17 protein-coding genes are annotated in these 20,121 nt (G+C 73.1%); 11 read left to right on the forward strand and 6 right to left on the reverse strand.

What is annotated here, in order from left to right; genetic code table 11:
* Nucleotides 1–61: 61 nt before the first annotated feature.
* Nucleotides 62–1,549 carry an MFS transporter gene (locus OO48_RS25780; RefSeq protein WP_033220368.1) on the forward strand — a complete coding sequence of 496 codons (1,488 nt, stop codon included), beginning with the start codon at nt 62–64 and terminating at the stop codon, nt 1,547–1,549.
* 64 nt (nt 1,550–1,613) lie between these two features.
* On the opposite strand, the gene OO48_RS25785 is transcribed toward OO48_RS25780, so the two are convergent.
* A complete protein-coding gene (locus OO48_RS25785) occupies nt 1,614–2,195 on the reverse strand; it encodes a Uma2 family endonuclease (RefSeq protein WP_033220370.1) in 582 nt (193 codons plus the stop codon).
* 403 nt (nt 2,196–2,598) lie between these two features.
* On the opposite strand from OO48_RS25785, the gene OO48_RS25790 reads away from it, so the two are divergent.
* From OO48_RS25790 to OO48_RS25830, 9 genes are all read left to right on the forward strand, one after another.
* Complete coding sequence (locus tag OO48_RS25790) at nt 2,599–4,377, forward strand: 3-hydroxyacyl-CoA dehydrogenase family protein (RefSeq protein WP_033220371.1); 1,779 nt, start codon at nt 2,599–2,601, stop codon at nt 4,375–4,377.
* A 185-nt stretch (nt 4,378–4,562) separates the two neighbouring features.
* Nucleotides 4,563–5,462, forward strand: a complete 900-nt coding sequence (locus tag OO48_RS25795; protein ID WP_033220372.1) for a TetR family transcriptional regulator — start codon at nt 4,563–4,565, stop codon at nt 5,460–5,462.
* Nucleotides 5,463–5,839: 377 nt separating this feature from the next.
* Nucleotides 5,840–7,177, forward strand: coding sequence for a crotonyl-CoA carboxylase/reductase (gene ccrA / locus OO48_RS25800; protein ID WP_033220373.1), 1,338 nt, complete (start codon nt 5,840–5,842; stop codon nt 7,175–7,177).
* Nucleotides 7,177–9,201: a protein meaA gene (locus OO48_RS25805; RefSeq protein ID WP_033220374.1), complete on the forward strand. Its 2,025-nt coding sequence runs from the start codon at nt 7,177–7,179 to the stop codon at nt 9,199–9,201. Before ccrA ends, OO48_RS25805 begins: the two co-directional genes overlap by 1 nt.
* A gap of 20 nt (nt 9,202–9,221) precedes the next feature.
* The gene (locus OO48_RS25810) at nt 9,222–10,199 is read left to right on the forward strand and encodes an HpcH/HpaI aldolase/citrate lyase family protein (RefSeq protein ID WP_033220437.1); all 978 of its coding nucleotides are present in this window, start codon (nt 9,222–9,224) and stop codon (nt 10,197–10,199) included.
* Nucleotides 10,200–10,203: 4 nt separating this feature from the next.
* A complete protein-coding gene (locus tag OO48_RS25815; protein WP_033220377.1) occupies nt 10,204–10,701 on the forward strand; it encodes a MaoC family dehydratase in 498 nt (165 codons plus the stop codon).
* 141 nt (nt 10,702–10,842) lie between these two features.
* Complete coding sequence (locus OO48_RS25820; RefSeq protein ID WP_033220379.1) at nt 10,843–12,045, forward strand: acyl-CoA dehydrogenase family protein; 1,203 nt, start codon at nt 10,843–10,845, stop codon at nt 12,043–12,045.
* Between the two features lie 430 nt (nt 12,046–12,475).
* On the forward strand, nt 12,476–13,153 hold the full coding sequence (locus OO48_RS25825; protein ID WP_033220381.1) for a phosphatidylserine decarboxylase: 678 nt from the start codon (nt 12,476–12,478) through the stop codon (nt 13,151–13,153).
* A 13-nt stretch (nt 13,154–13,166) separates the two neighbouring features.
* Nucleotides 13,167–14,021, forward strand: coding sequence for a CDP-alcohol phosphatidyltransferase family protein (locus OO48_RS25830; protein WP_033220383.1), 855 nt, complete (start codon nt 13,167–13,169; stop codon nt 14,019–14,021).
* A 104-nt stretch (nt 14,022–14,125) separates the two neighbouring features.
* Here the strand turns inward: OO48_RS25830 and OO48_RS25835 are convergent, their stop codons facing one another.
* From OO48_RS25835 to OO48_RS25855, 5 genes are all read right to left on the reverse strand, one after another.
* On the reverse strand, nt 14,126–15,526 hold the full coding sequence (locus OO48_RS25835) for a hypothetical protein (RefSeq protein ID WP_245194805.1): 1,401 nt from the start codon (nt 15,524–15,526) through the stop codon (nt 14,126–14,128).
* 315 nt (nt 15,527–15,841) lie between these two features.
* Nucleotides 15,842–16,963 carry an alpha/beta hydrolase family protein gene (locus tag OO48_RS25840; RefSeq protein WP_033220385.1) on the reverse strand — a complete coding sequence of 374 codons (1,122 nt, stop codon included), beginning with the start codon at nt 16,961–16,963 and terminating at the stop codon, nt 15,842–15,844.
* Nucleotides 16,964–17,256: 293 nt separating this feature from the next.
* Complete coding sequence (locus OO48_RS25845; RefSeq protein WP_051732784.1) at nt 17,257–17,937, reverse strand: helix-turn-helix domain-containing protein; 681 nt, start codon at nt 17,935–17,937, stop codon at nt 17,257–17,259.
* Between the two features lie 259 nt (nt 17,938–18,196).
* Entirely contained in the window at nt 18,197–19,129 is a 933-nt protein-coding gene (locus OO48_RS25850) for an SDR family oxidoreductase (protein WP_245194806.1), read from the reverse strand.
* Nucleotides 19,130–19,198: 69 nt separating this feature from the next.
* Nucleotides 19,199–19,567, reverse strand: coding sequence for a VOC family protein (locus OO48_RS25855; protein ID WP_033220389.1), 369 nt, complete (start codon nt 19,565–19,567; stop codon nt 19,199–19,201).
* 63 nt (nt 19,568–19,630) lie between these two features.
* On the opposite strand from OO48_RS25855, the gene OO48_RS25860 reads away from it, so the two are divergent.
* Nucleotides 19,631–20,089 (forward strand): MarR family winged helix-turn-helix transcriptional regulator, encoded by a 459-nt coding sequence (locus tag OO48_RS25860; protein ID WP_033220395.1) that lies wholly within the window; start codon nt 19,631–19,633, stop codon nt 20,087–20,089.
* Nucleotides 20,090–20,121: the final 32 nt, after the last annotated feature.

Consider the following 20,121-nt stretch of genomic DNA (forward strand, 5'->3'; position numbering starts at 1 on the left):
GTCCACCGGGCGCGGTCCCGCACGCATCCGTACGCTCTCTCGCACACAAGTGGGTACCTCCATGTCTGACACCCTCCAGCCGGACCCGCGCCGGTGGAAGGCGCTCGTCTTCATCGCACTCGCGCAGCTGATGGTCGTCCTCGACGCGACCGTGGTGAACATCGCGCTCCCGCACGCCAAGGAAGACCTCGGCTTCGCCGACAGCACCACCCAGTGGGTGATCACCGCCTACGCCCTGGCCTTCGGCAGCCTGCTGCTGTTCGGCGGCCGGGTCGCCGACCTGTGGGGCCGCCGCCGGACCTTCATGGTCGGCCTGGTCGGCTTCGCCGCGGCCTCCGCGCTGGGCGGCGCCGCCGCCAACACCGCGATGCTGCTCGGCGCCCGCGCCCTGCAGGGCGTGTTCGGCGCGCTGCTGGCGCCCGCCGCGCTGTCGCTGCTGGCCGTGATGTTCACCGACGGCAAGGAGCGCGCCAAGGCGTTCGGCATCTACGGCGCCGTCGCCGGCGGTGGCGGTGCGATCGGCCTGATCCTGGGCGGCGCCCTCACCGAGTACCTGAACTGGCGCTGGACCTTCTACGTCAACATCCCGTTCGCCGCGGTCGCCATCGCCGGCGCGCTGCTGATCATCCGCGAGCCCGCCGTCGGCCTGAACCGCAACCGCCTGGACGTCCCGGGCGTGCTGCTGGTCACCACCGGCCTGGTCTCCCTGGTGTACGGCTTCACCCGGGCCGAGCAGAAGGGCTGGGGCGACACCAGCACCATCGGCCTGTTCGTCGCCGCCGCCGTGCTGCTCGCCACGTTCGCGGTCGTCGAGAACCGGGTCAAGGCCCCGCTGCTGCCGCTGCGCGTGGTCACCGACCGCAACCGCGGCGGTGTCTACCTCTCGCTCGGCATGGCCGTGATCGGCATGTTCGGCCTGTTCCTGTTCCTCACCCTGTACATGCAGAACGTGCTCGGCTACAAGCCGCTGGTCAACGGCTTCGCCTTCCTCCCGATGGTGGCCGGCATGATCACCGGCTCCACCCAGATCGGCGCCCGCCTGATGACCCGGGTCCCGGCCCGGTACCTGATGGCGCCCGGTTTCGTGGTCGCCTCGCTCGGCCTGCTGATCCTGACCCAGATCGAGGTCAACACCTCGTACTGGCAGATCCTCCCGGGCCTGGTCCTGATGGGCCTCGGCATGGGCACCGCGTTCATGCCCGCGATGAGCCTGGCCACCTACGGCGTCCAGCCGCGGGACGCCGGTGTCGCCTCCGCGATGGTCAACACCTCGCAGCAGGTCGGCGGCGCGATCGGCACCGCGCTGCTGAGCACCGTCGCCCACAGCGCGGGCACCTCGTGGGCCAAGACCCACGCGGCCACCGCCACCGACCCGAAGCTGTTCCAGCTCCAGGCCGCGGTGCACTCCTACTCCATCGCGATCTGGGCGGCCTTCGGCATCCTGCTGCTGGCGGGCCTGACCGCGGGCGTCCTGATCAACGCCGGCAAGCCGGAGCACCACACCGAGGGCGTCGAGGCCGAGGACGCCGTCCCGGTCATGGTGCACTGACGCACTGAACGCACCACGAACGAACGGCCCGCCCGGAGACCCTCCGGGCGGGCCGTTCGGCGTGTCAGCGCGCGTAGCGCTTGAGCTCCTCGGTGTCGAGGGTGACACCGATCGGGTCGGGGAGGACGACCTCGTGACCGTAGGCCAGCGTCGCGATGCTCTCGTAGCGCCCGTCGTTCGGCTCGCTGTGGACCGTCACCGCGCCCGCGTCACGGTCGATCAGCAGGTACACCGGAATACCGGCCTCGGCGTACGCCACGGGCTTCTCGATCCGGTCGCGCTGACGGGTGTCGGAGTCGTAGGACGTCACCTCCACCACCATCAGCACCGGCTCGGGGTCGGCCCACTCACCCTGCCCGGCGAATGCCCCGTCCCTGGCGAGCGCGCCGTCCGGCTTCGCGTGCCCGCCCCGGTAGCGATCGACTCGCAGCCCCTGCTCCGCGTACAACCACAGGTCCGGGCGGTGCTGCATGCAGCGCTTCGAAACCCAGCGGATGATCTCCCCGTGGTCGCCGTCGGGCACCGGCTTGACTCCGATCCTGCCGTTGATGAACTCGAGCACCACGTCCTCCCGTTCGGCCGCCATGGCGATCCCCCTGAACTGGTCGAGTTCCATCTGCGGGCGCTCAGTCGTCATGACAGCCATGGTGTCCTCCTTCGGCAGCTGCGGCCACAGTATGGGTCCGCCGACGGACCGCCGTGCCGCGTTCCCCCCCTTCCTACCCGCCGGTAGCTGGGCTACAGTGTCGGCACGCGTCAGCGCCGGGCTTCGGGAGCCGCACCGGCAGGCCGCGTTCTCTTCTCCTGTGTGCGCGTCGGCGTCGCTTCATGACCTGGTCGGAGCGCCTGAGCACCACGGCACAGCCCCCCGACGGAACCGGAGCGGACCGGTCCGTACGGCGGGGCGCCGCTGTTCTTCTTCCGTTCCCGTTTCTCCCGTGCCGTCGGCACACCCTCCCCCGTCACACCCTCCGTCCGGGTTCGCGCTGTCGCGCGGCCGGGCGGTGGCGGGGGCCGCGGCACGGGCCCATGACTAAGGAGTCAGGACAATGGAGCGTCCCTTCCCCACCGTCGCCGTGGTCGGCCTGGGCACCATGGGTGCCGGCGTGGCCGTGGCCCTCGCACGCAGCGGACGTCGGGTGATCGGCGTGGAGGCCGGTCCGACGCAGGCGCTGCGGGCGCTGGACCGGATCGAGGCGTCCACCGCGCGGGCGGTGGAGCGCGGGCGGCTGTCGGCCGAGGAGCGGGCGGCACTGCTGGCGCTGATCGAGGTCGGCGACGACCTGTCCGCGGCGGCGGCGGCCGACCTGGTGGTCGAGGAGGTCCCGGAGGACCTGGAGCTCAAGCGGGCGCTGTTCGCCGAGTTGGACCGGATCTGCCCGCCGGAGACGGTGCTGGCGACGGGGACCACGGCGCTGAGCGTGACCCGGATCGCGGCGGCGACCGCCCGCCCGGAGCGGGTGCTCGGGGTGCACTTCTTCAACCCGGTGCACACGATGCGCCTGGTGGAGGTGGTCCGCACGGTGCTGACCGGTCCTCAGGCGGCCGAGCGGGTGGCCGAGTTGGCCCGCGACCTGGGCAAGGAGCCGGTGACGGCGGGCGACCGGGCCGGGTTCATCGCCAACGGCCTGCTGTTCGCGTACCTGAACCAGGCGGCGGCGATGTTCGAGTCCCGGTACGCGACCCGGGAGGACATCGACGCGGCGATGCGGCTGGGCTGCGGCCTGCCGATGGGCCCGCTGGCGCTGCTGGACCTGATCGGGATCGACACCGCGCGCACCGTGCTGGAGGCGATGTACGCGCAGTCCAAGGACCGGCTGCACGCCCCGGCGCCGATCCTGGGGCAGCTGGTCTCGGCGGGCCTGCTGGGCCGCAAGTCGGGCCGCGGCTTCTACACCTACGAGGCGCCGGGCTCGTCCAGGACGGTCGCCGAGCCGGCGGCGTCGCAGGCGCGGCCGCGGGCGGCCGGGCGCGAGGTGCGCCGCATCGGCGTGTGCGGCAGCGGGACGATGGCGACCGGCATCGTGGAGGTGTTCGCGAAGGCGGGCTTCCCGGTGCTGCTGGCGGCCCGCAGCCGGGAGAAGGCGGAGCGGGCGAAGGCCCTGCTGGCGAAGTCGCTGGAGCGTTCGGTGGCCAAGGGCCGGCTGTCCCCGGAGGACCGGGACGCGGCGCTGGCGCTGGTGACCCCGACCGGCTCGTACCGGGACCTGGCGGACGTGGACCTGGTGGTGGAGGCGGTCGCGGAGGACCTGGCGGTCAAGCGGGAGCTGTTCGCGACCCTGGACGGGATCGTCAAGCCGGGCGCGGTGCTGGCCACCACGACCTCCTCGCTGCCGGTGGTCTCCTGCGCGACGGCGACCTCCCGGCCGCGCGACGTGGTGGGGATGCACTTCTTCAACCCGGCGCCGGCCATGAAGCTGGTGGAGGTGGTCTCCACGGTGCTGACCGCCGAGGACGTCACGGCGACCGTGCTGGAGCTGTGCGCGAAGGTGCGCAAGCACCCCGTGGAGTGCGGCGACCGGGCCGGGTTCATCGTGAACGCGCTGCTGTTCCCGTACCTGAACGACGCGGTGCGGATGCTGCAGGAGCACTACGCGACGGTGGACGACATCGACACCGCGATGAAGCTGGGCTGCGGCTACCCGATGGGCCCGTTCGAACTGCTGGACGTGGTGGGCCTGGACGTGTCGCTGACCATCGAGCAGGTGCTGCACCAGGAGTTCCGGGAGCCGGGGCTGGCGGCGGCGCCGCTGCTGGAGCACCTGGTGGCGGCGGGCTGCCTGGGGCGCAAGACGGGGCGTGGTTTCCGCGACCACGCGCGGCGATGACCGGCCGCCCGGTGCCCGCTCCGCAGGGCCGTCCGTCGCCCGGTGGCGGCGTCAACCCGCTTGCGGCGAAGCCTCCTTGGGGTGCGGGGGCGGTCTCCTCCCGGTGGCCGCGGCCCGCCGCCGCGCCGCCGGTGCGCCGGGGCAGGCCGGACGGCGGCGCGCCGGGTGCGTGTAGCGTTCCGAACATGGATCGCCAGACCTCGACTCCCCAGCAGCAGCCGGCCGCCGGGCCCGACCAGTCTCGTACGGGGGCGGAGTCCGGGCCGGGCAGCCGCCGGGCCGCCGCCCAGCGCCTGCAGATGCGCCAGGACCTCACCGCGGCGGCGATGGAGCTGTTCGCCACCCAGGGGTACGAGGAGACGACGGTCGATCAGATCGCGGCCGCGGCCGGGGTCGCCCGGCGCACCTTCTTCCGGTACTTCCGGTCGAAGGAGGAGGCGATCTTCCCGGACCACGACGACACCCTGGTGCGGGTGGCGGACCTGCTGGCCAGCGCCGAGGCCGAGGAGCACCCGTTGGACGTGGTGTGCCGGGGCATCAAGGAGGTGCTGCGGATGTACGCCTCCACGCCGGAGATGTCGGTGGCCCGCTACCAGCTGATCCGGCAGGTCCCGGCGCTGCGCGAGCGCGAGATCGCGGTGGTCTCCCGCTACGAGCGGCTGTTCACCCGCTACCTGCTGGGCCGGTTCGACGCGGCCGAGCAGACCCCGCCGGGCTGGCAGCGCGGCGGGGACGACGACTCGATGCTGGCCGAGGTGTCGGCGGCGGCGGTGGTCGCGGCGCACAACCACGTGCTGCGGCGCTGGCTGCGGGCCGGCGGCCACGGGGACGTGGAGGCGCAGCTCGACCACTCCTTCGGGGTGATCCGGGGGACGTTCTGGCCGACGCCGCCGAGCGGGGCGCGCCGCCGCGGCACCACCATGGCACCCGGTGCCAGTGGTGAGGGTGGGGAGCCCGAGGCGGTGAGCGCACTGAGTGCCAGCCCGGGCGGTGAGGTGCTGATCACAGTCGCCCGGACGGACGCACCGCTGGAGTCGGTGGTGGATTCGATCAGAGCCGCCCTGGCCGGCAGAACTTCGGCGTAACTCAGGCGGTTTCCGCAGATCAACCATGGTTTCGAAGGCCCGTTCCCGGTTTCGGGAACGGGCCTTCGGCCTGCCCGGGCCCTTTCCGCACCGCGTGTCCTTGCTCACGCCAGAACTTGGCACCGCGTGTCTTTACGAGTGGCACAGGGTGCCACTACCTTGTTCCCACCGGCTGCGGCGCCGCGGCTCCCCACCTCGGCGCGCCGTCTTCCGGCGTCCCCTACCGAGGGGGCGAGAACCAGCAGCACCCACGCGACCCACCCACCCGTCGCACCAGCCAAGCACCACCCACAGACCCTCAACGCGAAGCCGGTGTCCGCTCCCGGCTCCCCCAGACGCCCTGTGTCCCTCGCACAGGTACGCCTTCGGAGGCAGCCATGCAGGAAATTCTCGACGCGATCCTCAGCGGCGACGCCACGTCCGCCGACTACGCCGCCCTGGCGCTGCCCGAGTCCTACCGGGCGGTGACGCTCCACAAGGACGAGGAGCAGATGTTCGCCGGCCTGGCCAGCCGGGACAAGGACCCGCGCAAGTCGCTCCACCTGGACGACGTGCCGCTGCCCGAACTCGGCCCGGGCGAGGCCCTGGTGGCCGTGATGGCCAGCTCCGTCAACTACAACACCGTGTGGAGCTCGATCTTCGAGCCGGTCTCCACCTTCGGCTTCCTGGAGCGCTACGGCCGCCTCTCGCCGCTGACCAAGCGCCACGACCTGCCGTACCACGTGCTCGGCTCCGACCTGGCGGGCGTGGTGCTGCGCACCGGCGCCGGCGTCAACGCCTGGAAGCCCGGCGACGAGGTCGTCGCGCACTGCCTGTCGGTCGAGCTGGAGTCCCCCGACGGCCACAACGACACGATGATGGACCCGGAGCAGCGCATCTGGGGCTTCGAGACCAACTTCGGCGGCCTGGCCCAGATCGCCCTGGTGAAGACCAACCAGCTGCTGCCCAAGCCCAAGCACCTCACCTGGGAGGAGGCCGCCTCCCCGGGCCTGGTCAACTCCACCGCCTACCGGCAGCTGGTCTCGCGCAACGGCGCGGGCATGAAGCAGGGCGACAACGTGCTGATCTGGGGCGCCAGCGGCGGCCTCGGCTCGTACGCCACCCAGTACGCGCTGGCCGGCGGCGCCACCCCGATCTGCGTGGTCTCCAGCCCGCAGAAGGCCGAGATCTGCCGGGCGATGGGCGCCGAGGCGATCATCGACCGCTCCGCCGAGGGCTACCGGTTCTGGAAGGACGAGCAGAACCAGGACCCGCGCGAGTGGAAGCGGCTGGGCTCGAAGATCCGCGAGTTCACCGGCGGCGAGGACGTGGACATCGTCTTCGAGCACCCGGGCCGGGAGACCTTCGGCGCCTCGGTCTACGTCACCCGCAAGGGCGGCACCATCGTCACCTGCGCCTCCACCTCCGGCTACATGCACCAGTACGACAACCGCTACCTGTGGATGTCGCTCAAGCGCATCGTCGGCTCGCACTTCGCCAACTACCGCGAGGCCTTCGAGGCCAACCGGCTGGTCGCCAAGGGCAAGATCCACCCGACGCTGTCCAAGGTCTACTCGCTGGAGGAGACCGGCCAGGCCGCCCTGGACGTGCACCACAACAAGCACCAGGGCAAGGTCGGCGTGCTCTGCCTGGCCCCGCAGGAGGGCCTGGGCGTGCGGAACGCGGAGCTGCGCGAGCAGCACCTGACCAAGATCAACGCCTTCCGGAACGTCTGATGGCCGCTCAGGAACGCGACCGTCCCTGGCTGATGCGCACCTACGCCGGGCACTCCACCGCGAGCGACTCCAACGCGCTGTACCGGCGCAACCTCGCCAAGGGGCAGACCGGCCTGTCGGTGGCCTTCGACCTGCCGACCCAGACCGGCTACGACTCCGACCACGTCCTCGCCCGCGGCGAGGTCGGCCGGGTCGGCGTGCCGGTCGGGCACCTGGGCGACATGCGGACCCTGTTCGACGGGATCCCGCTGGAGCGCACCAACACCTCGATGACCATCAACGCCACCGCGATGTGGCTGCTGGCGCTGTACCAGGTGGTCGCCGAGGAGCAGGGCGCGGACGTCGCCAAGCTGACCGGCACCACCCAGAACGACATCGTCAAGGAGTACCTGTCGCGCGGGACGCACGTCTTCCCGCCCGGCCCCTCGGTGCGGCTGATCACCGACATGATCGCCTACACGGTGGCGCACCTGCCGAAGTGGAACCCGATCAACATCTGCAGCTACCACCTGCAGGAGGCCGGGGCGACGCCCGTCCAGGAGATCGCCTACTCGATGTGCACCGCGATCGCCGTGCTGGACGCCGTCCGCGACTCCGGGCAGGTCCCGGCCGAGCGGATGGGCGAGGTGGTGGGCCGGATCTCCTTCTTCGTGAACGCGGGCGTCCGCTTCGTCGAGGAGATGTGCAAGATGCGGGCCTTCAACCGGCTGTGGGAGAAGGTCACCCGGGAGCGCTACGGCATCGAGGACGCCAAGCAGCGCCGCTTCCGCTACGGCGTGCAGGTCAACTCGCTGGGCCTGACCGAGGCGCAGCCGGAGAACAACGTCCAGCGGATCGTGCTGGAGATGCTGGCCGTCACGCTCTCCAAGGACGCCCGTGCGCGGGCCGTCCAACTCCCGGCCTGGAACGAGGCCTTGGGCCTGCCGCGGCCGTGGGACCAGCAGTGGTCGCTGCGGATCCAGCAGGTGCTGGCGTACGAGTCGGACCTGCTGGAGTACGGCGACCTGTTCAACGGCTCGCACGTGGTGGAGGCGAAGACCGCCGAGCTGCTGGCCGGCGCCGAGGCGGAGATCGACAAGGTGCTGGGGATGGGCGGGGTGATCCCGGCCGTCGAGTCCGGCTACCTGAAGTCGAGCCTGGTGGCCTCGCACGCCGAGCGGCGGGCCCGGATCGAGGCGGGCGAGGACCGGATCGTCGGCGTCAACTGCTTCGACAGCACCGAGGAGAGCCCGCTCACCGCGGACCTGGACGCCGCCATCATGGTGGTCGACCCGGCCGCCGAGCGCTCCGTGCTGGCCAACCTGGCGGCCTGGCGCGCCGGGCGCGACGAGGCCGCCGTCCAGCGGGCGCTGGCCCGGCTGAAGGAGGTGGCGGCCACCGAGGAGAACCTGATGGACGCCACCTTGGCCTGCGCCCGGGCCGGCGCCACCACCGGCGAGTGGTCGTTCGCGCTGCGCGAGGTGTTCGGCGAGTACCGGGCGCCCACCGGCGTCGGCGGCGCCCCGGTCGCGGTCGCGGCCGAGCCGGGCGGCGAACTCGCCGCCGTGCGGGCGGCGGTGGCGGCCACCGCCGCCGAGCTGGGCACCGGCAAGCTGCGCCTGCTGGTCGGCAAGCCCGGCCTGGACGGGCACTCCAACGGCGCCGAGCAGATCGCCGTCCGGGCCCGCGACGCCGGGTTCGAGGTGGTCTACCAGGGCATCCGCCTGACCCCCGAGCAGATCGTCTCGGCGGCCGTCGCCGAGGACGTGCACTGCGTGGGCCTGTCCATCCTCTCCGGGGCGCACCCGGAGCTTGTGCCCGACGTCATACAGCGGTTGAGCCGGGCCGGGGTGGAGGATGTGCCGGTGATCGTGGGTGGAATCATCCCGGCAGCCGACGCGGAGGTCCTGCGGGCCGCCGGCGTCGCCGCCGTGTTCACACCCAAGGACTTCGGCATCACCACCATCATCGGCCGGATCGTGGACGAGATCCGGCTGGCCAACAGGCTCCAGCCATGGGCCGCGACCACCGCCGCGACCAGCTGATCCGGAAGGAACTCCCTCACATGAGTGTCAACCGCCTCCGTCCGCGCCGTTCCTGCCTGGCCGTGCCGGGCAGCAACCCGCGCTTCCTGGAGAAGGCCCAGGGCCTGCCCGCCGACCAGGTCTTCCTCGACCTGGAGGACGCCTGCGCCCCGCTGGTCAAGGAGAGCGCCCGCCACCACATCGTGGACGCCCTCAACAACGGCGACTGGGGCGGCAAGACCAGGGTCGTCCGGGTCAACGACTGGACCACGCACTGGACCTACCGCGACGTGATCACGGTGGTCGAGGGCGCCGGCCAGAACCTGGACTGCATCATGCTGCCCAAGGTGCAGGACGCCGAGCAGGTGGTCGCCCTCGACCTGCTGCTCACCCAGATCGAGAAGACGGTCGGCCTGGAGGTCGGCAAGATCGGCATCGAGGCGCAGATCGAGAACGCCAGGGGCCTGGTCAACGTCGACGCGATCGCCGCCGCCTCGCCCCGGCTGGAGACCATCATCTTCGGCCCGGCCGACTTCATGGCGTCCATCAACATGAAGTCCCTGGTGGTCGGCGAGCAGCCGCCCGGCTACGGCGCCGACGCCTACCACTACATCCTGATGCGCATCCTGATGGCCGCCCGCGCCAACGACCTGCAGGCGATCGACGGCCCCTACCTGCAGATCCGCAACCAGGAGGGCTACCGCGAGGTGGCCCGCCGCTCGGCCGCCCTCGGCTTCGACGGCAAGTGGGTGCTGCACCCGGACCAGGTCGCCGCCGCGAACGAGATCTACTCGCCCTCGCAGGAGGACTACGACCACGCCGAGCTGATCCTGGACGCCTACGACTGGTGCACCTCGGAGGCGGGCGGCGCCAAGGGCTCGGCGATGCTCGGCGACGAGATGATCGACGAGGCCAGCCGCAAGATGGCCCTGGTCATCGCGGGCAAGGGCCGGGCCGCGGGCCTGGAGCGCACCACCAAGTTCGAACAGCCTGTATCCGACAAGACGGCGGAGGCGTGACGCGATGCAGTTCGGACGCACCTACGAGGAGTTCGAGGTCGGCGCGGTCTACAAGCACTGGCCCGGCAAGACCGTCACCGAGTACGACGACCACCTGTTCTGCCTGCTCACGATGAACCACCACCCGCTGCACCTGGACGCCAACTACGCGACCACCACGGTGCAGGGCAAGAACGTCGTGGTCGGCAACTACGTCTACTCGCTGCTGCTGGGCATGTCCGTCCCGGACGTCTCCGGCAAGGCGATCGCCAACCTGGAGATCGAGTCGCTGCGCCACGTCGCGCCGACCTTCCACGGCGACACGCTGTACGGCGAGACCACGGTTCTCGACAAGCACATGACATCGAAGCCGGATCGCGGCATCGTGTACGTCGAGACCAAGGGCTACAAGCAGGACGGCACCGTCGTCTGCACCTTCCGCCGCAAGGTGATGGTGCCGACCGAGACGTACGTGAAGGAGCGCGGGGGCGAGCAGCCCGGCCGCCCCGAGCCGCTCGCCTGACCGCCCCTCAGAGCCCCGGACGGGCGGGCCGCCGTCATCGGCCTCGTCCCTACCCGGTTCCCGGGGGCTCCGCGGCAGCCACGCGCCGCGGAGCCCCCCAACCCCCACCCCCACCTTCACGAGCATTCACGGAGCCGCACGATGGGACGCCTCGCACAGACCGACGGCCTCACCGAGATCCAGCGGGACATCCTCGCCACCGTGCGGGATTTCGTCGACAAGGAGATCATCCCGGTCGCCACCGAACTGGAGCACCGGGACGAGTACCCGACCGCCATCGTCGAGGGCATGAAGCAGCTCGGCCTGTTCGGGCTGACCATCCCCGAGGAGTACGGCGGCCTCGGCGAGTCGCTGCTGACCTACGCCCTGGTGGTGGAGGAGATCGCCCGCGGCTGGATGTCGGTCTCCGGCATCGTCAACACCCACTTCATCGTGGCGCACATGATCAACGCGCACGGCACCCGGGAGCAGAAGGACCACTTCCTCCCGAAGATGGCCGCCGGCGAGCTGCGCGGCGCCTTCTCGATGTCCGAGCCGGGCCTGGGCTCCGACGTCTCGGCGATCTCCACCAAGGGCGTCAGGGACGGCGAGCACTACGTCCTGAACGGCCAGAAGATGTGGCTGACCAACGGCGGCACCTCCTCGGTGGTCGCGGTGCTGTGCAAGACCGACGAGGGCGGCAGCACCCCGTACAAGAACATGACCACCTTCCTGATCGAGAAGACCCCCGGCTTCGGGCCGAACGAGACCGTGCCCGGCCTGACCGTGCCCGGGAAGATCGAGAAGATGGGCTACAAGGGCGTCGACACCACCGAGCTGGTGCTCCAGGACGTCCGCGTCCCGGCCGACCGGGTCCTCGGCGGCGTCCCCGGCAAGGGCTTCTACCAGATGATGGACGGCGTCGAGGTCGGCCGGGTCAACGTGGCCGCGCGCGGCTGCGGGGTGGCCCGGCGGGCGTTCGAGCTGGGCATCGCGTACGCGCAGCAGCGGACCACCTTCGGCAAGAAGATCGCCGAGCACCAGGCGATCCAGTTCAAGCTGGCCGAGATGGCCACCAAGGTCGAGGCCGCGCACCAGATGATGGTGATGGCCGCCCGCAAGAAGGACAGCGGGCAGCGCAACGACCTGGAGGCCGGGATGGCCAAGTACCTGGCCTCCGAGTACTGCAAGGAGGTCGTCGAGGACTCCTTCCGGATCCACGGCGGCTACGGCTTCTCCAAGGAGTACGAGATCGAACGGCTGTACCGGGAGGCCCCGATGCTGCTGATCGGTGAAGGTACGGCGGAGATCCAGAAGATGATCGTGGGACGCCGGCTCCTCGAGGAGTACCGGCTCGCCGACTGAACCACCCCTCCCGGTGCGGGCGGTGGGCGTGCGGCCCGCCGTCCGCGCCGCGCCGCGCCCGCTCCGGCCTGGTCAGCCGATCCGACGGCGGGAACGGCGCCCGAGGCGACCCACCGGCGCGTTCCCCCAGGTACGCGCCGGTGGTTCGCCTCCGCGCACCGCGTGTCACTCCGCCGTCACTGAGACGTGAATCACCCGTGACACCAGACCTCTTGGGGAACCGCGCCCGCTCCGGTTACGGTCGTATGCATAGCAGGTGCTCGACTCCGCAGGCAGGCGTAGTCCGGCTAGCAGGCGGCTTGCCCAGATACGGGCAGGTCCCGATAGCATCCACCCGGACAGCAGCCGTCCAAACAACTCGATCCCCGCGGTGGCCCCCGTCCAGGGGCCCTTCAGTGTCTCCGCGCGGGGCCGCGACTAAAGGTCCTCGATGCCCATCAGCCCGTCCCCTCACACCTCCGCCCAGGGTCCCGGACCCGAAGGTCGGCGTCCCCGCGTGACCATCGCGCGCGGTGCCACCCCCTGGTTCCTCCCCACACTGGCCACCGCCGCCGTGACGACCGCCCTCACCCGGCGTTCCGGCAAGTGGGCCCTGGCGGCCGTGCCCGCCTGCGCCCTGAGCGCCGGCATGCTGTGGTTCTTCCGCGACCCCGAGCGCGAGATCGGCGCCGGCCGTGTCATCTCCCCGGCGGACGGCGTGGTGCAGTCCATCGACGAGTGGCCGGACGGCCGCACCCGCGTCGCGATCTTCATGAGCCCGCTCAACGTCCACGTCAACCGGGCGCCGCTGGCCGGCACCGTGACGTCCGTCGAGCACGTCGCCGGTGGGTTCGTCCCGGCGTTCAACAAGGACAGCGACCGCAACGAGCGGGTCGTCTGGCACTTCGACACCGAGCTCGGCGACATCGAGATGGTGCAGATCGCGGGTGCCGTGGCCCGTCGCATCGTCCCCTACATGGACGCCGGCACCAAGGTCGAGCAGGGCGAGCGGGTCGGTCTGATCCGCTTCGGCTCCCGCGTCGACACCTACCTGCCGGCGGGCGTCGAGGTCGGCGTCACGGTCGGCCAGAAAACCACCGCCGGGGTGACTCGCCTTGACCGTGACTGATCCGGAAACCCTCATGGACCTCGACGACGGCGAGGAGTCGACCGACTTCCGCCGCCGCCGCTGGGCCCGCGACCGCGAACTGCGTGCCCCCCGCTCCCCCCAGCACCTGTCCACCGCCGACTTCCTGACCCTCGGCAACGCCGTCTGCGGCTTCCTGGCGATCTACTCGATCACCACCGGGATCCTCATCCCGCACCTCAGCGACGAGTCCGGCGCGCCGGTCAAGCACAGCGCCGCCACCGCGGTGACGCTGCTGCTGATCGGCTCCATGTGCGACCTCTTCGACGGCCTGGTGGCGCGCAAGCTGCGCTCCTCCGCGCTCGGCGCCGAGCTCGACAACCTGGCCGACCTGATCAGCTTCGGCATCGCGCCGGCCTACTTCGTCGCGGTGTGGGGCCTGGTCTCCCCCGGCAGCAACCAGCAGCTCTCGGCGTTCATCGCGCTGACCGTGCTGCTCGCCGTGGTGCTGCGCCTGGCCCGCTTCTCGGCGGTCAAGATGCGGCCGGGGATCTTCCAGGGCATGCCCTGCCCGATGGGCGCGATGACCGTCCTGGCCATCGTGCTGCTCGACCCGCCGTTCGTCCCCGGCCTGCTGATGATCTTCGGCGTGGCCTACCTGATGGTCAGCCGGATCGAGTACCCGAAGCCGCAGGGCCTGCTCGCCACCGCGACGCTCGCCTGGATCGTGGTCTCCATCGGCTGCCTCGCCTCCTGGGCGGCGGGCCTGCCCGGCGGCGACACCCTGATGCACATCGGTGCGGTCGCCCAGATCGCGCTGGCCGCGATGGCGCCGCTGCTGGTCATTCGCCGCAAGGTCGGCGAGAAGGTCGGCGTGGTGCGGGCCCGTCGGGCCGAGAACCGGGGCTAGCCCCGGACACCGAACGCAAGAAGCCGCCCTCCCGGAGACCGATCCGGGAGGGCGGCTTCTTCGTTGCCGGAGGGGGCGGCTTCTCCGCCTTCGCCGGAGGGCGGCTACGCGCCGCCGTTGTGGACGGAGAAGGCGCTGCGGCGGGCGGCCCGGGCGACGGCCGGGTCGGGGTGGACGGAGGCGACGGCGGTCAGGACGCTCGCGGCGCGCGGGTGGCCGGACTGGCGGGCGCGGTTGAACAGCCGCACCGGCTCGCCGGCGGACGCGCCCTCGACGTGGCCGACCAGCAGCGCGGTCTCGCCGTGGTCGAGCACCGCGGCGGCGGTGTCCACCCACAGCCAGGCGGCGTCCTCCGCGCCCAGCACGTCGGCCGGGGACACCCCCTCCTCGTCCAGCTGTTCGGCCAACCAGAGCAGCGCGTAGGGGCGCAGTACCGGCTCGTCGACGGCGGCGCGCACGCCCTGTTCGGCGGTGGAGCCGGCCACCACCCGCAGGGCTTCGAAGGCGAGGCCGCGGACGAGGGCGTCCTCGCCGCGGGCGGCTTCGAGGAGTTCGGCGACGGCGCGGTCGGCGGGGCGGGCGGCGACCCAGGCGCGGAACTCGGCGCGGGCCGGTCCGGGGCTGTAGTCGGCGCAGGCGCTGAGCAGCTCGACGGCGCTCTGCTCGATGTGGCCGGCGGCGGTCTGCGCGACGGTGCAGATCTCCTCCAGCTTGGCGCGCACCGCCCAGTGGCCGAGCGGGGAGAGTTCGGCGGCCTCGTCGCGGCGGCCGAGCGCGCCGACGGCGGCGAGGCCGTCGAGCATCCAGTCCAGGACGGCGGCGACGTCGGCGGGCGAGTGCGGGGTGTCGATCTGCGGTTCCCGGCAGGTGCCGCGGACGGCGGAGACCGCGAACGCGGCGTGCGGGACGGGCGACAGCGGGAAGGTGCCGGAGCTGGGGCCGAGGCGGCGCTCGTCGAGGCCGCGGCGGAGCAGTTCGAGCAGCTCGCTGTCGGCGACCGGGCCGTCCACCAGGTGCAGGAAGGACAGCAGCTGGGGGGCCTGGTCGACGGCCTGGCCGGCCAGCTGGGCGAAGACGCCGCGCAGGGCGGCGGGCGGGACGGGGGCGAGCAGCGTCCAGGCGTCGAACAGCGCGGACCAGCCGCGGACCACCGCCTCGTCGTCGTGCTCCCAGGCGTGCAGCCGCCAGCCGGGGCCGGCGCCGCCGTCGCGGAGCTCGACCAGGCCGACCAGCAGGGCCTGGCCCCAGGCGTTGGCGGCGGCGCCGACGGTCATCGCGAGGGCGCGGCCGGCGGCGCGGGCGTCCTCGGGGAGGAGCTCGCCGCGCTTGTCGACCTCGGAGAGCTCGCCCGCCCAGCGGGCGACGCGGACGGCGTCGGCGAGCATCCGGCGGGCCAGCGGAGCGAGCTCGGAGGGGGCCGGGAAGCCGTCCGGGACGGGCACCCGGCCGCGCCCCGGCTTCGCGGGGACCCGGCGGCGGTTGGCGGCGGGGGGGGTGCCCTCCACACGACCGACGGCCGCCGTTCCGGGCAGACGGGTCACCGTCGCACCGGTGCGGTGGGGCGGGTGCGGGGCATCACGGTCGCGCGGGTTCCGAGACGTCACGCCGTGCAGTCTTCCCCTTGTACGGGCCTTCTGTCACATCGGCTGGCGAGCTGTCTCGGCCCGTCGTGCGAACGCCTCGAACGACGGGGGGACGAGTCGCCACGAAACGGGACGAACCACTCCACTTTTCGACGTGGACATGGCGAATATCGTGACCGCTCCGAGACGGAGACGCGGTGCGCGGCCCGCCGGTTCCCCGTCCCCGGGGTGCGGGCCTCAGAGCAGCGGGGTGAGGAAGCGCCGCAGCGCCTCGGTGTACCCGGCCGGGTCGGCGTTCCACAGCGCGGCGTGCTCGGCGTGCGGCACCGGGTGCAGGCTGACCAGGTCGTCGCGGCCGTCGGCCAGCCGCCGGGCGGCGCCCCACGGGGCGATCCCGTCGTCCGGGCTCTGCAGCAGCAGCGCGGGCGCGGGCAGGTCGGCGCCGGAGGCGACCCGGGCGAAGTCGGCCAGGTCGACGCCGGTGCGGCCCTGGGCGGAGAGCGCGCCGAGCCCGCCGAGGGCGGGCGAGGACCAGGCCCGGGCGGTCTCCCGGCGGACGGTCTCGGACCAGTCCAGCACCGGGGAGTCCAGCACCACCCCGGCGATCCGGTCGCGCCAGGTGGAGCGGGCGGCGGCGTGCAGCACGATGGTCGCGCCGACCGACCAGCCGTACAGCACGACCTGGCCGGCGCCCTGGGACAGCGCGTACCGGATCGCCACCTCGACGTCCTGCCACTCGGTCTCGCCGAAGTGGCCCAGGCCGTCGGGCGGGGCCGGGGCGTCCCGGTCGCCGCGGTAGCTGACGGTCAGGGTGGGCAGCCGCAGCGCGTGCAGCAGCGGCAGCACCGGCAACGCCTGCTCCCGGCCGGTGCCGGGGCCGTGCACCAGCAGCACCCAGGTGCCGCGGATCCCCGCCGTGCGCCAGGCCGGCAGGGAGCCCAGCTCGCCGGCCACGGCGACCTCGGCATAGTCCAGGCCGAGGGCGGTGCGCGGGTCGCCGAGCAGCACCCGCGGGGTGACCCTGACCTCGGTGCCGACGGCGAGCGTCCCGCCGTCGGCGCGCTCCAGCCGCCGGATGACCCGGTCCGCGCCCTGCTCCAGCACCCCGCCGACCACGGCGTGGCCGCCCTCGCCCCACTCCAGCGCGTACGTGCCGCGCCGACGGGTGTCCGGCGTCGAGGTCAGCACCACCCGGCCGGGACCGAGCGCGTGCACCTCGACGGGCGCGGGCGCCGACAGCGCCCGCACGGTGCCGGGCCGCACCACCCGGTCCGACACCTTCCGGCCCAGCAGCAGGAAGGCCGCCGTTCCGGTTCCTGCTGCGGCGGCCGCGACGGCGGCTGCGGTTCCCCAACGCATGGCGCTCTCCCGGGTGCTGGCGGTCCTGTGCTCCCAGTGCACCTGCCCGCGCGACGGACGGCCATTCGGGGCGGCGCGGCGGGTGACGGGCGGCGGGCGACGGGTGACGGGCCCGGCCGGCCCGCGACCGGGCACGGCCGTCGTCGAGCTGAGCCCGGAGGGCGCCCGGTGCGACCCCGCGCTTCGGGGGCGCCCCGCCCGCCACGGTGGGCGTCGCCGGTCCGGACGGCGATTCCGCGCACGAGGCCCCGCTGCGGGAGCTGCTCCGGTACGGGCCCCGGCCTGCCTCGGCCCTAGCGCCCCTCCCCCTCCCCGGCCTCGGCGAGCAGTTGCCAGAAGCGGGGGACGGGTTCGGGGCGGGGCGGAGCCGGGGCGGTGCCCCAGGAGGCGGGGGTGTGGTGTTCGGCCTGGAGGGCGGCCAGGACGTGTTCGAGGGTGGCGGGGTCGGCGGGGACGAGGCGGGCGACGGGGGCGAGCTGGGCCTGCCAGCGGCCCTGGACGACCTGGCGGAGGCGGGCTTCGAGGGCGGCGGTGCGGCCGGTGAGGTGGAGCAGGGCGGGCAGGTCGAGGGCGAGGACGCGGGCCAGCAGGCGGGTCTGTTCCTCGTCGCCGGTCCAGCGTCCGGTGGTCTCGGCCTGCCGGTAGGTGCCGGGGGCGAGGCCGAGCAGGCGGGCGGCCTGGTCCGGGGTGAGGCCGCGGGCGATCCGGTGCTCGCGGAGGGTGGCCGGGGCGGCGCCCATCAGGTCGGCGGGTGGGCACCAGAGGGTGCGGGCGAGGGCGGTCAGCTGCTCCTCGGTGGGGGTGACGCGCCCCTCCTCCCAGCCGAGGACGTGCCCAGGCAGCAGCCGTACGCCGTGCGCGGCCAGCCCGTCCGCGACCTGGTCGACCGTCAGGCCGAGCGCGGTGCGGTGGGCGCGGGCGGCGGCCGGGGAGAACGGCACCGGCGCGGGGGCCGGCGGCTGTCTGCGTCGCATGCCTTCCGACGGTAGGGGCGGGGGCGGGGCGGGCCACAGCGGCGGATGGCACCAAGCGGGGCGGGGCGCGGGGCCGGGCGGCTGGGTGATGCCACGAACCGGCGACGGCCCGGCGACGGCCCGGAGGCGCACCTGGAGGCGCACCGACCGTGACCGGTCCGTGCGCCGGGGGCGCGGCCCCGCGGGCCTCCCCGGTGTTCAGCGGGGCGCCGCCGGTCGGATCGAGGGGCGGGCGGCACCGGCACGCCGGGTGCGCCGGTCAGGCCGGCCCGCCCGGGGTGCCGTGGGCCGCGTCGTCCCGGGCCCCGGCGCCGAGCAGTCCGGTGGCGTCGAAGTCGTGGTGGGCGGAGATGCGCGGCAGCTCGGTGCGCGACAGCCGGGTGACCAGCGGGGGCAGGGCGGCGCGGACGGGCTGGACCGCCCGGAGCCAGCCGGGGACGTAGAGCGCCGGGGACCGCCGTTCGACGGCCCGGACGACCCGGGCCGCGACGGCGGGCGCCGGGTACACCCGGCGGGCCGGCCGGGGCATGTGGGCGCGCAGCTCGCGCAGGACGGTGTGCCGGTCCGCGTCGCGGACCATGTCGGTGTCGATCCAGTTCAGGTAGGCGACGCCGACCCCGACCCGCTGGTGGGCGAGCTCCGCCTGGAGGGCGTGGGCGAACGATTCGACGCCCGCCTTGGAGGCGCAGTACGCGCTCATCATGGGCGAGGTGCCCATCGCCGCCAGGGAGGCGATCTGCAGGTAGTAGCCGCGGGTGGCGACCAGGTCGGGCAGGAAGACCCGGGCGGTGACCGCGCTGCCGATCAGGTTCACCTCGATCACCCGCCGCCAGGTCGCGGGGTCGGACTCGGCGAACGGGCCGCCCTCGGCCAGCCCGGCGTTGGCGACGACCACCGACGGCTCGCCGAGGCGCTCGCGCACCTCCGCGGCCGTCCGGCTCATCGCCGCGTCGTCGGTGACGTCGGCCTCCCAGCAGACGCCCCGCCCCGGCCCCGGCAGGGACCGGGCGACCTGCTCCAGGGACCGCGCGTTGAGCCCCAGCAGGGCCACGGTCGCGCCCCGCTCGGACAGCCTGCCGGCCACGGCCGCGCCCAGGCCGCGCGCGGCCCCGGTGACGACGGCGACCCGCCCGGCCAGGGGGGACGCGCCCTTCGCGCCCCTCGATGGCATGAAGCCGACATGTGGTGACATACCGCCAACATAAGGAGCCCCGCCGGGGGGCGCGCGGGGAAGCGCGGTCCTCGCGGCGGTCGCGGCCGGTCAGGCGCGGTCGTGGAGGGTGACGTGGTAGCCGTCGGGGTCGGCGAAGGTGAACGTCCGGCCGAAGGGGCCGTCGACCGGTGCGGAGACGATGGCGTGGCCGTCGGCGGCGAGGGCGTCGTGGATGGCCTGGACGTCGGTGGCGTGCAGCCAGATCGCGGTGCCGATGCCGGGTCGGGCTGCGGCCGCGAGGTCCGTGCCGGGGACGACGTCGCGCAGGGCGAACGCGATCGGCTCGGTCCGGAAGACGACGGCGTGCGGGGGCCCGGCGGGCGAGCGGACCAGGCCGAGGTACCGCTCGTAGAACGCCTGGGCGGCGGCGAGGTCGCGGACCTGCAGCGAGATGAAGTCGGGGCCGGTGACGGGCATGGCGGGGTTCCTTCCCTTCGTGTCAGATTCCTGACACAGGTCAACGTATGTCAGACTTCTGACATGAGTCAAAGCGGAACCGGCATCGACCTGGACACCTCACTGGGCTACCTGCTGAAGGAGGCCTCGAGCGTCCTGCGCACGGCCATGGAGGAGGTGCTGCGGCCGCTCGGGATGACCGTGACGCACTACTCCTGCCTGGAACTGCTGGCCCAGCGACCGGGCCTGTCCAACTCCGAGCTCGCGCGCGGCGCGTTCGTGACCCGGCAGTCGATGAACGTGCTGCTCCAGAACCTGGAGCGGGACGGCTACGTGACCAGGCCCGCGCAGGCCCCCGTCGGGAAGGCCCTGCCCGCGCGGCTCACGCCCCGCGGCCGGCGCAGCCTGGAGCGGGCGAGCGCGGCGGTCCGGTCCGTCGAGGTCCGGATGCTGGCGGGCATGACCGAGGCCGAGCAGGCGGACGCGCTCCGGAGCCTGCGGAGCATGATCCGCTCTCTGCGCGGCGACGCCGTCGGCGCGTAGCCGCCCGGTCGGCCCCCGCCGCGTCCGCTCTT

Source organism: Kitasatospora phosalacinea (genome assembly GCF_000716545.1).
Taxonomy (GTDB): Bacteria; Actinomycetota; Actinomycetes; order Streptomycetales; family Streptomycetaceae; genus Kitasatospora; species Kitasatospora phosalacinea.

What these genes read in the sequence shown, in the direction of transcription:
- OO48_RS25780 (WP_033220368.1), top strand. Translation starts at nt 62, where the DNA reads ATGTCTGACACCCTCCAGCCGGACCCGCGCCGGTGGAAGGCGCTCGTC.
- OO48_RS25785 (WP_033220370.1), bottom strand. Translation starts at nt 2,195, where the DNA reads ATGGCTGTCATGACGACTGAGCGCCCGCAGATGGAACTCGACCAGTTC.
- OO48_RS25790 (WP_033220371.1), top strand. Translation starts at nt 2,599, where the DNA reads ATGGAGCGTCCCTTCCCCACCGTCGCCGTGGTCGGCCTGGGCACCATG.
- OO48_RS25795 (WP_033220372.1), top strand. Translation starts at nt 4,563, where the DNA reads ATGGATCGCCAGACCTCGACTCCCCAGCAGCAGCCGGCCGCCGGGCCC.
- ccrA (WP_033220373.1), top strand. Translation starts at nt 5,840, where the DNA reads ATGCAGGAAATTCTCGACGCGATCCTCAGCGGCGACGCCACGTCCGCC.
- OO48_RS25805 (WP_033220374.1), top strand. Translation starts at nt 7,177, where the DNA reads ATGGCCGCTCAGGAACGCGACCGTCCCTGGCTGATGCGCACCTACGCC.
- OO48_RS25810 (WP_033220437.1), top strand. Translation starts at nt 9,222, where the DNA reads ATGAGTGTCAACCGCCTCCGTCCGCGCCGTTCCTGCCTGGCCGTGCCG.
- OO48_RS25815 (WP_033220377.1), top strand. Translation starts at nt 10,204, where the DNA reads ATGCAGTTCGGACGCACCTACGAGGAGTTCGAGGTCGGCGCGGTCTAC.
- OO48_RS25820 (WP_033220379.1), top strand. Translation starts at nt 10,843, where the DNA reads ATGGGACGCCTCGCACAGACCGACGGCCTCACCGAGATCCAGCGGGAC.
- OO48_RS25825 (WP_033220381.1), top strand. Translation starts at nt 12,476, where the DNA reads ATGCCCATCAGCCCGTCCCCTCACACCTCCGCCCAGGGTCCCGGACCC.
- OO48_RS25830 (WP_033220383.1), top strand. Translation starts at nt 13,167, where the DNA reads ATGGACCTCGACGACGGCGAGGAGTCGACCGACTTCCGCCGCCGCCGC.
- OO48_RS25840 (WP_033220385.1), bottom strand. Translation starts at nt 16,963, where the DNA reads ATGCGTTGGGGAACCGCAGCCGCCGTCGCGGCCGCCGCAGCAGGAACC.
- OO48_RS25845 (WP_051732784.1), bottom strand. Translation starts at nt 17,937, where the DNA reads ATGCGACGCAGACAGCCGCCGGCCCCCGCGCCGGTGCCGTTCTCCCCG.
- OO48_RS25850 (WP_245194806.1), bottom strand. Translation starts at nt 19,129, where the DNA reads ATGTCACCACATGTCGGCTTCATGCCATCGAGGGGCGCGAAGGGCGCG.
- OO48_RS25855 (WP_033220389.1), bottom strand. Translation starts at nt 19,567, where the DNA reads ATGCCCGTCACCGGCCCCGACTTCATCTCGCTGCAGGTCCGCGACCTC.
- OO48_RS25860 (WP_033220395.1), top strand. Translation starts at nt 19,631, where the DNA reads ATGAGTCAAAGCGGAACCGGCATCGACCTGGACACCTCACTGGGCTAC.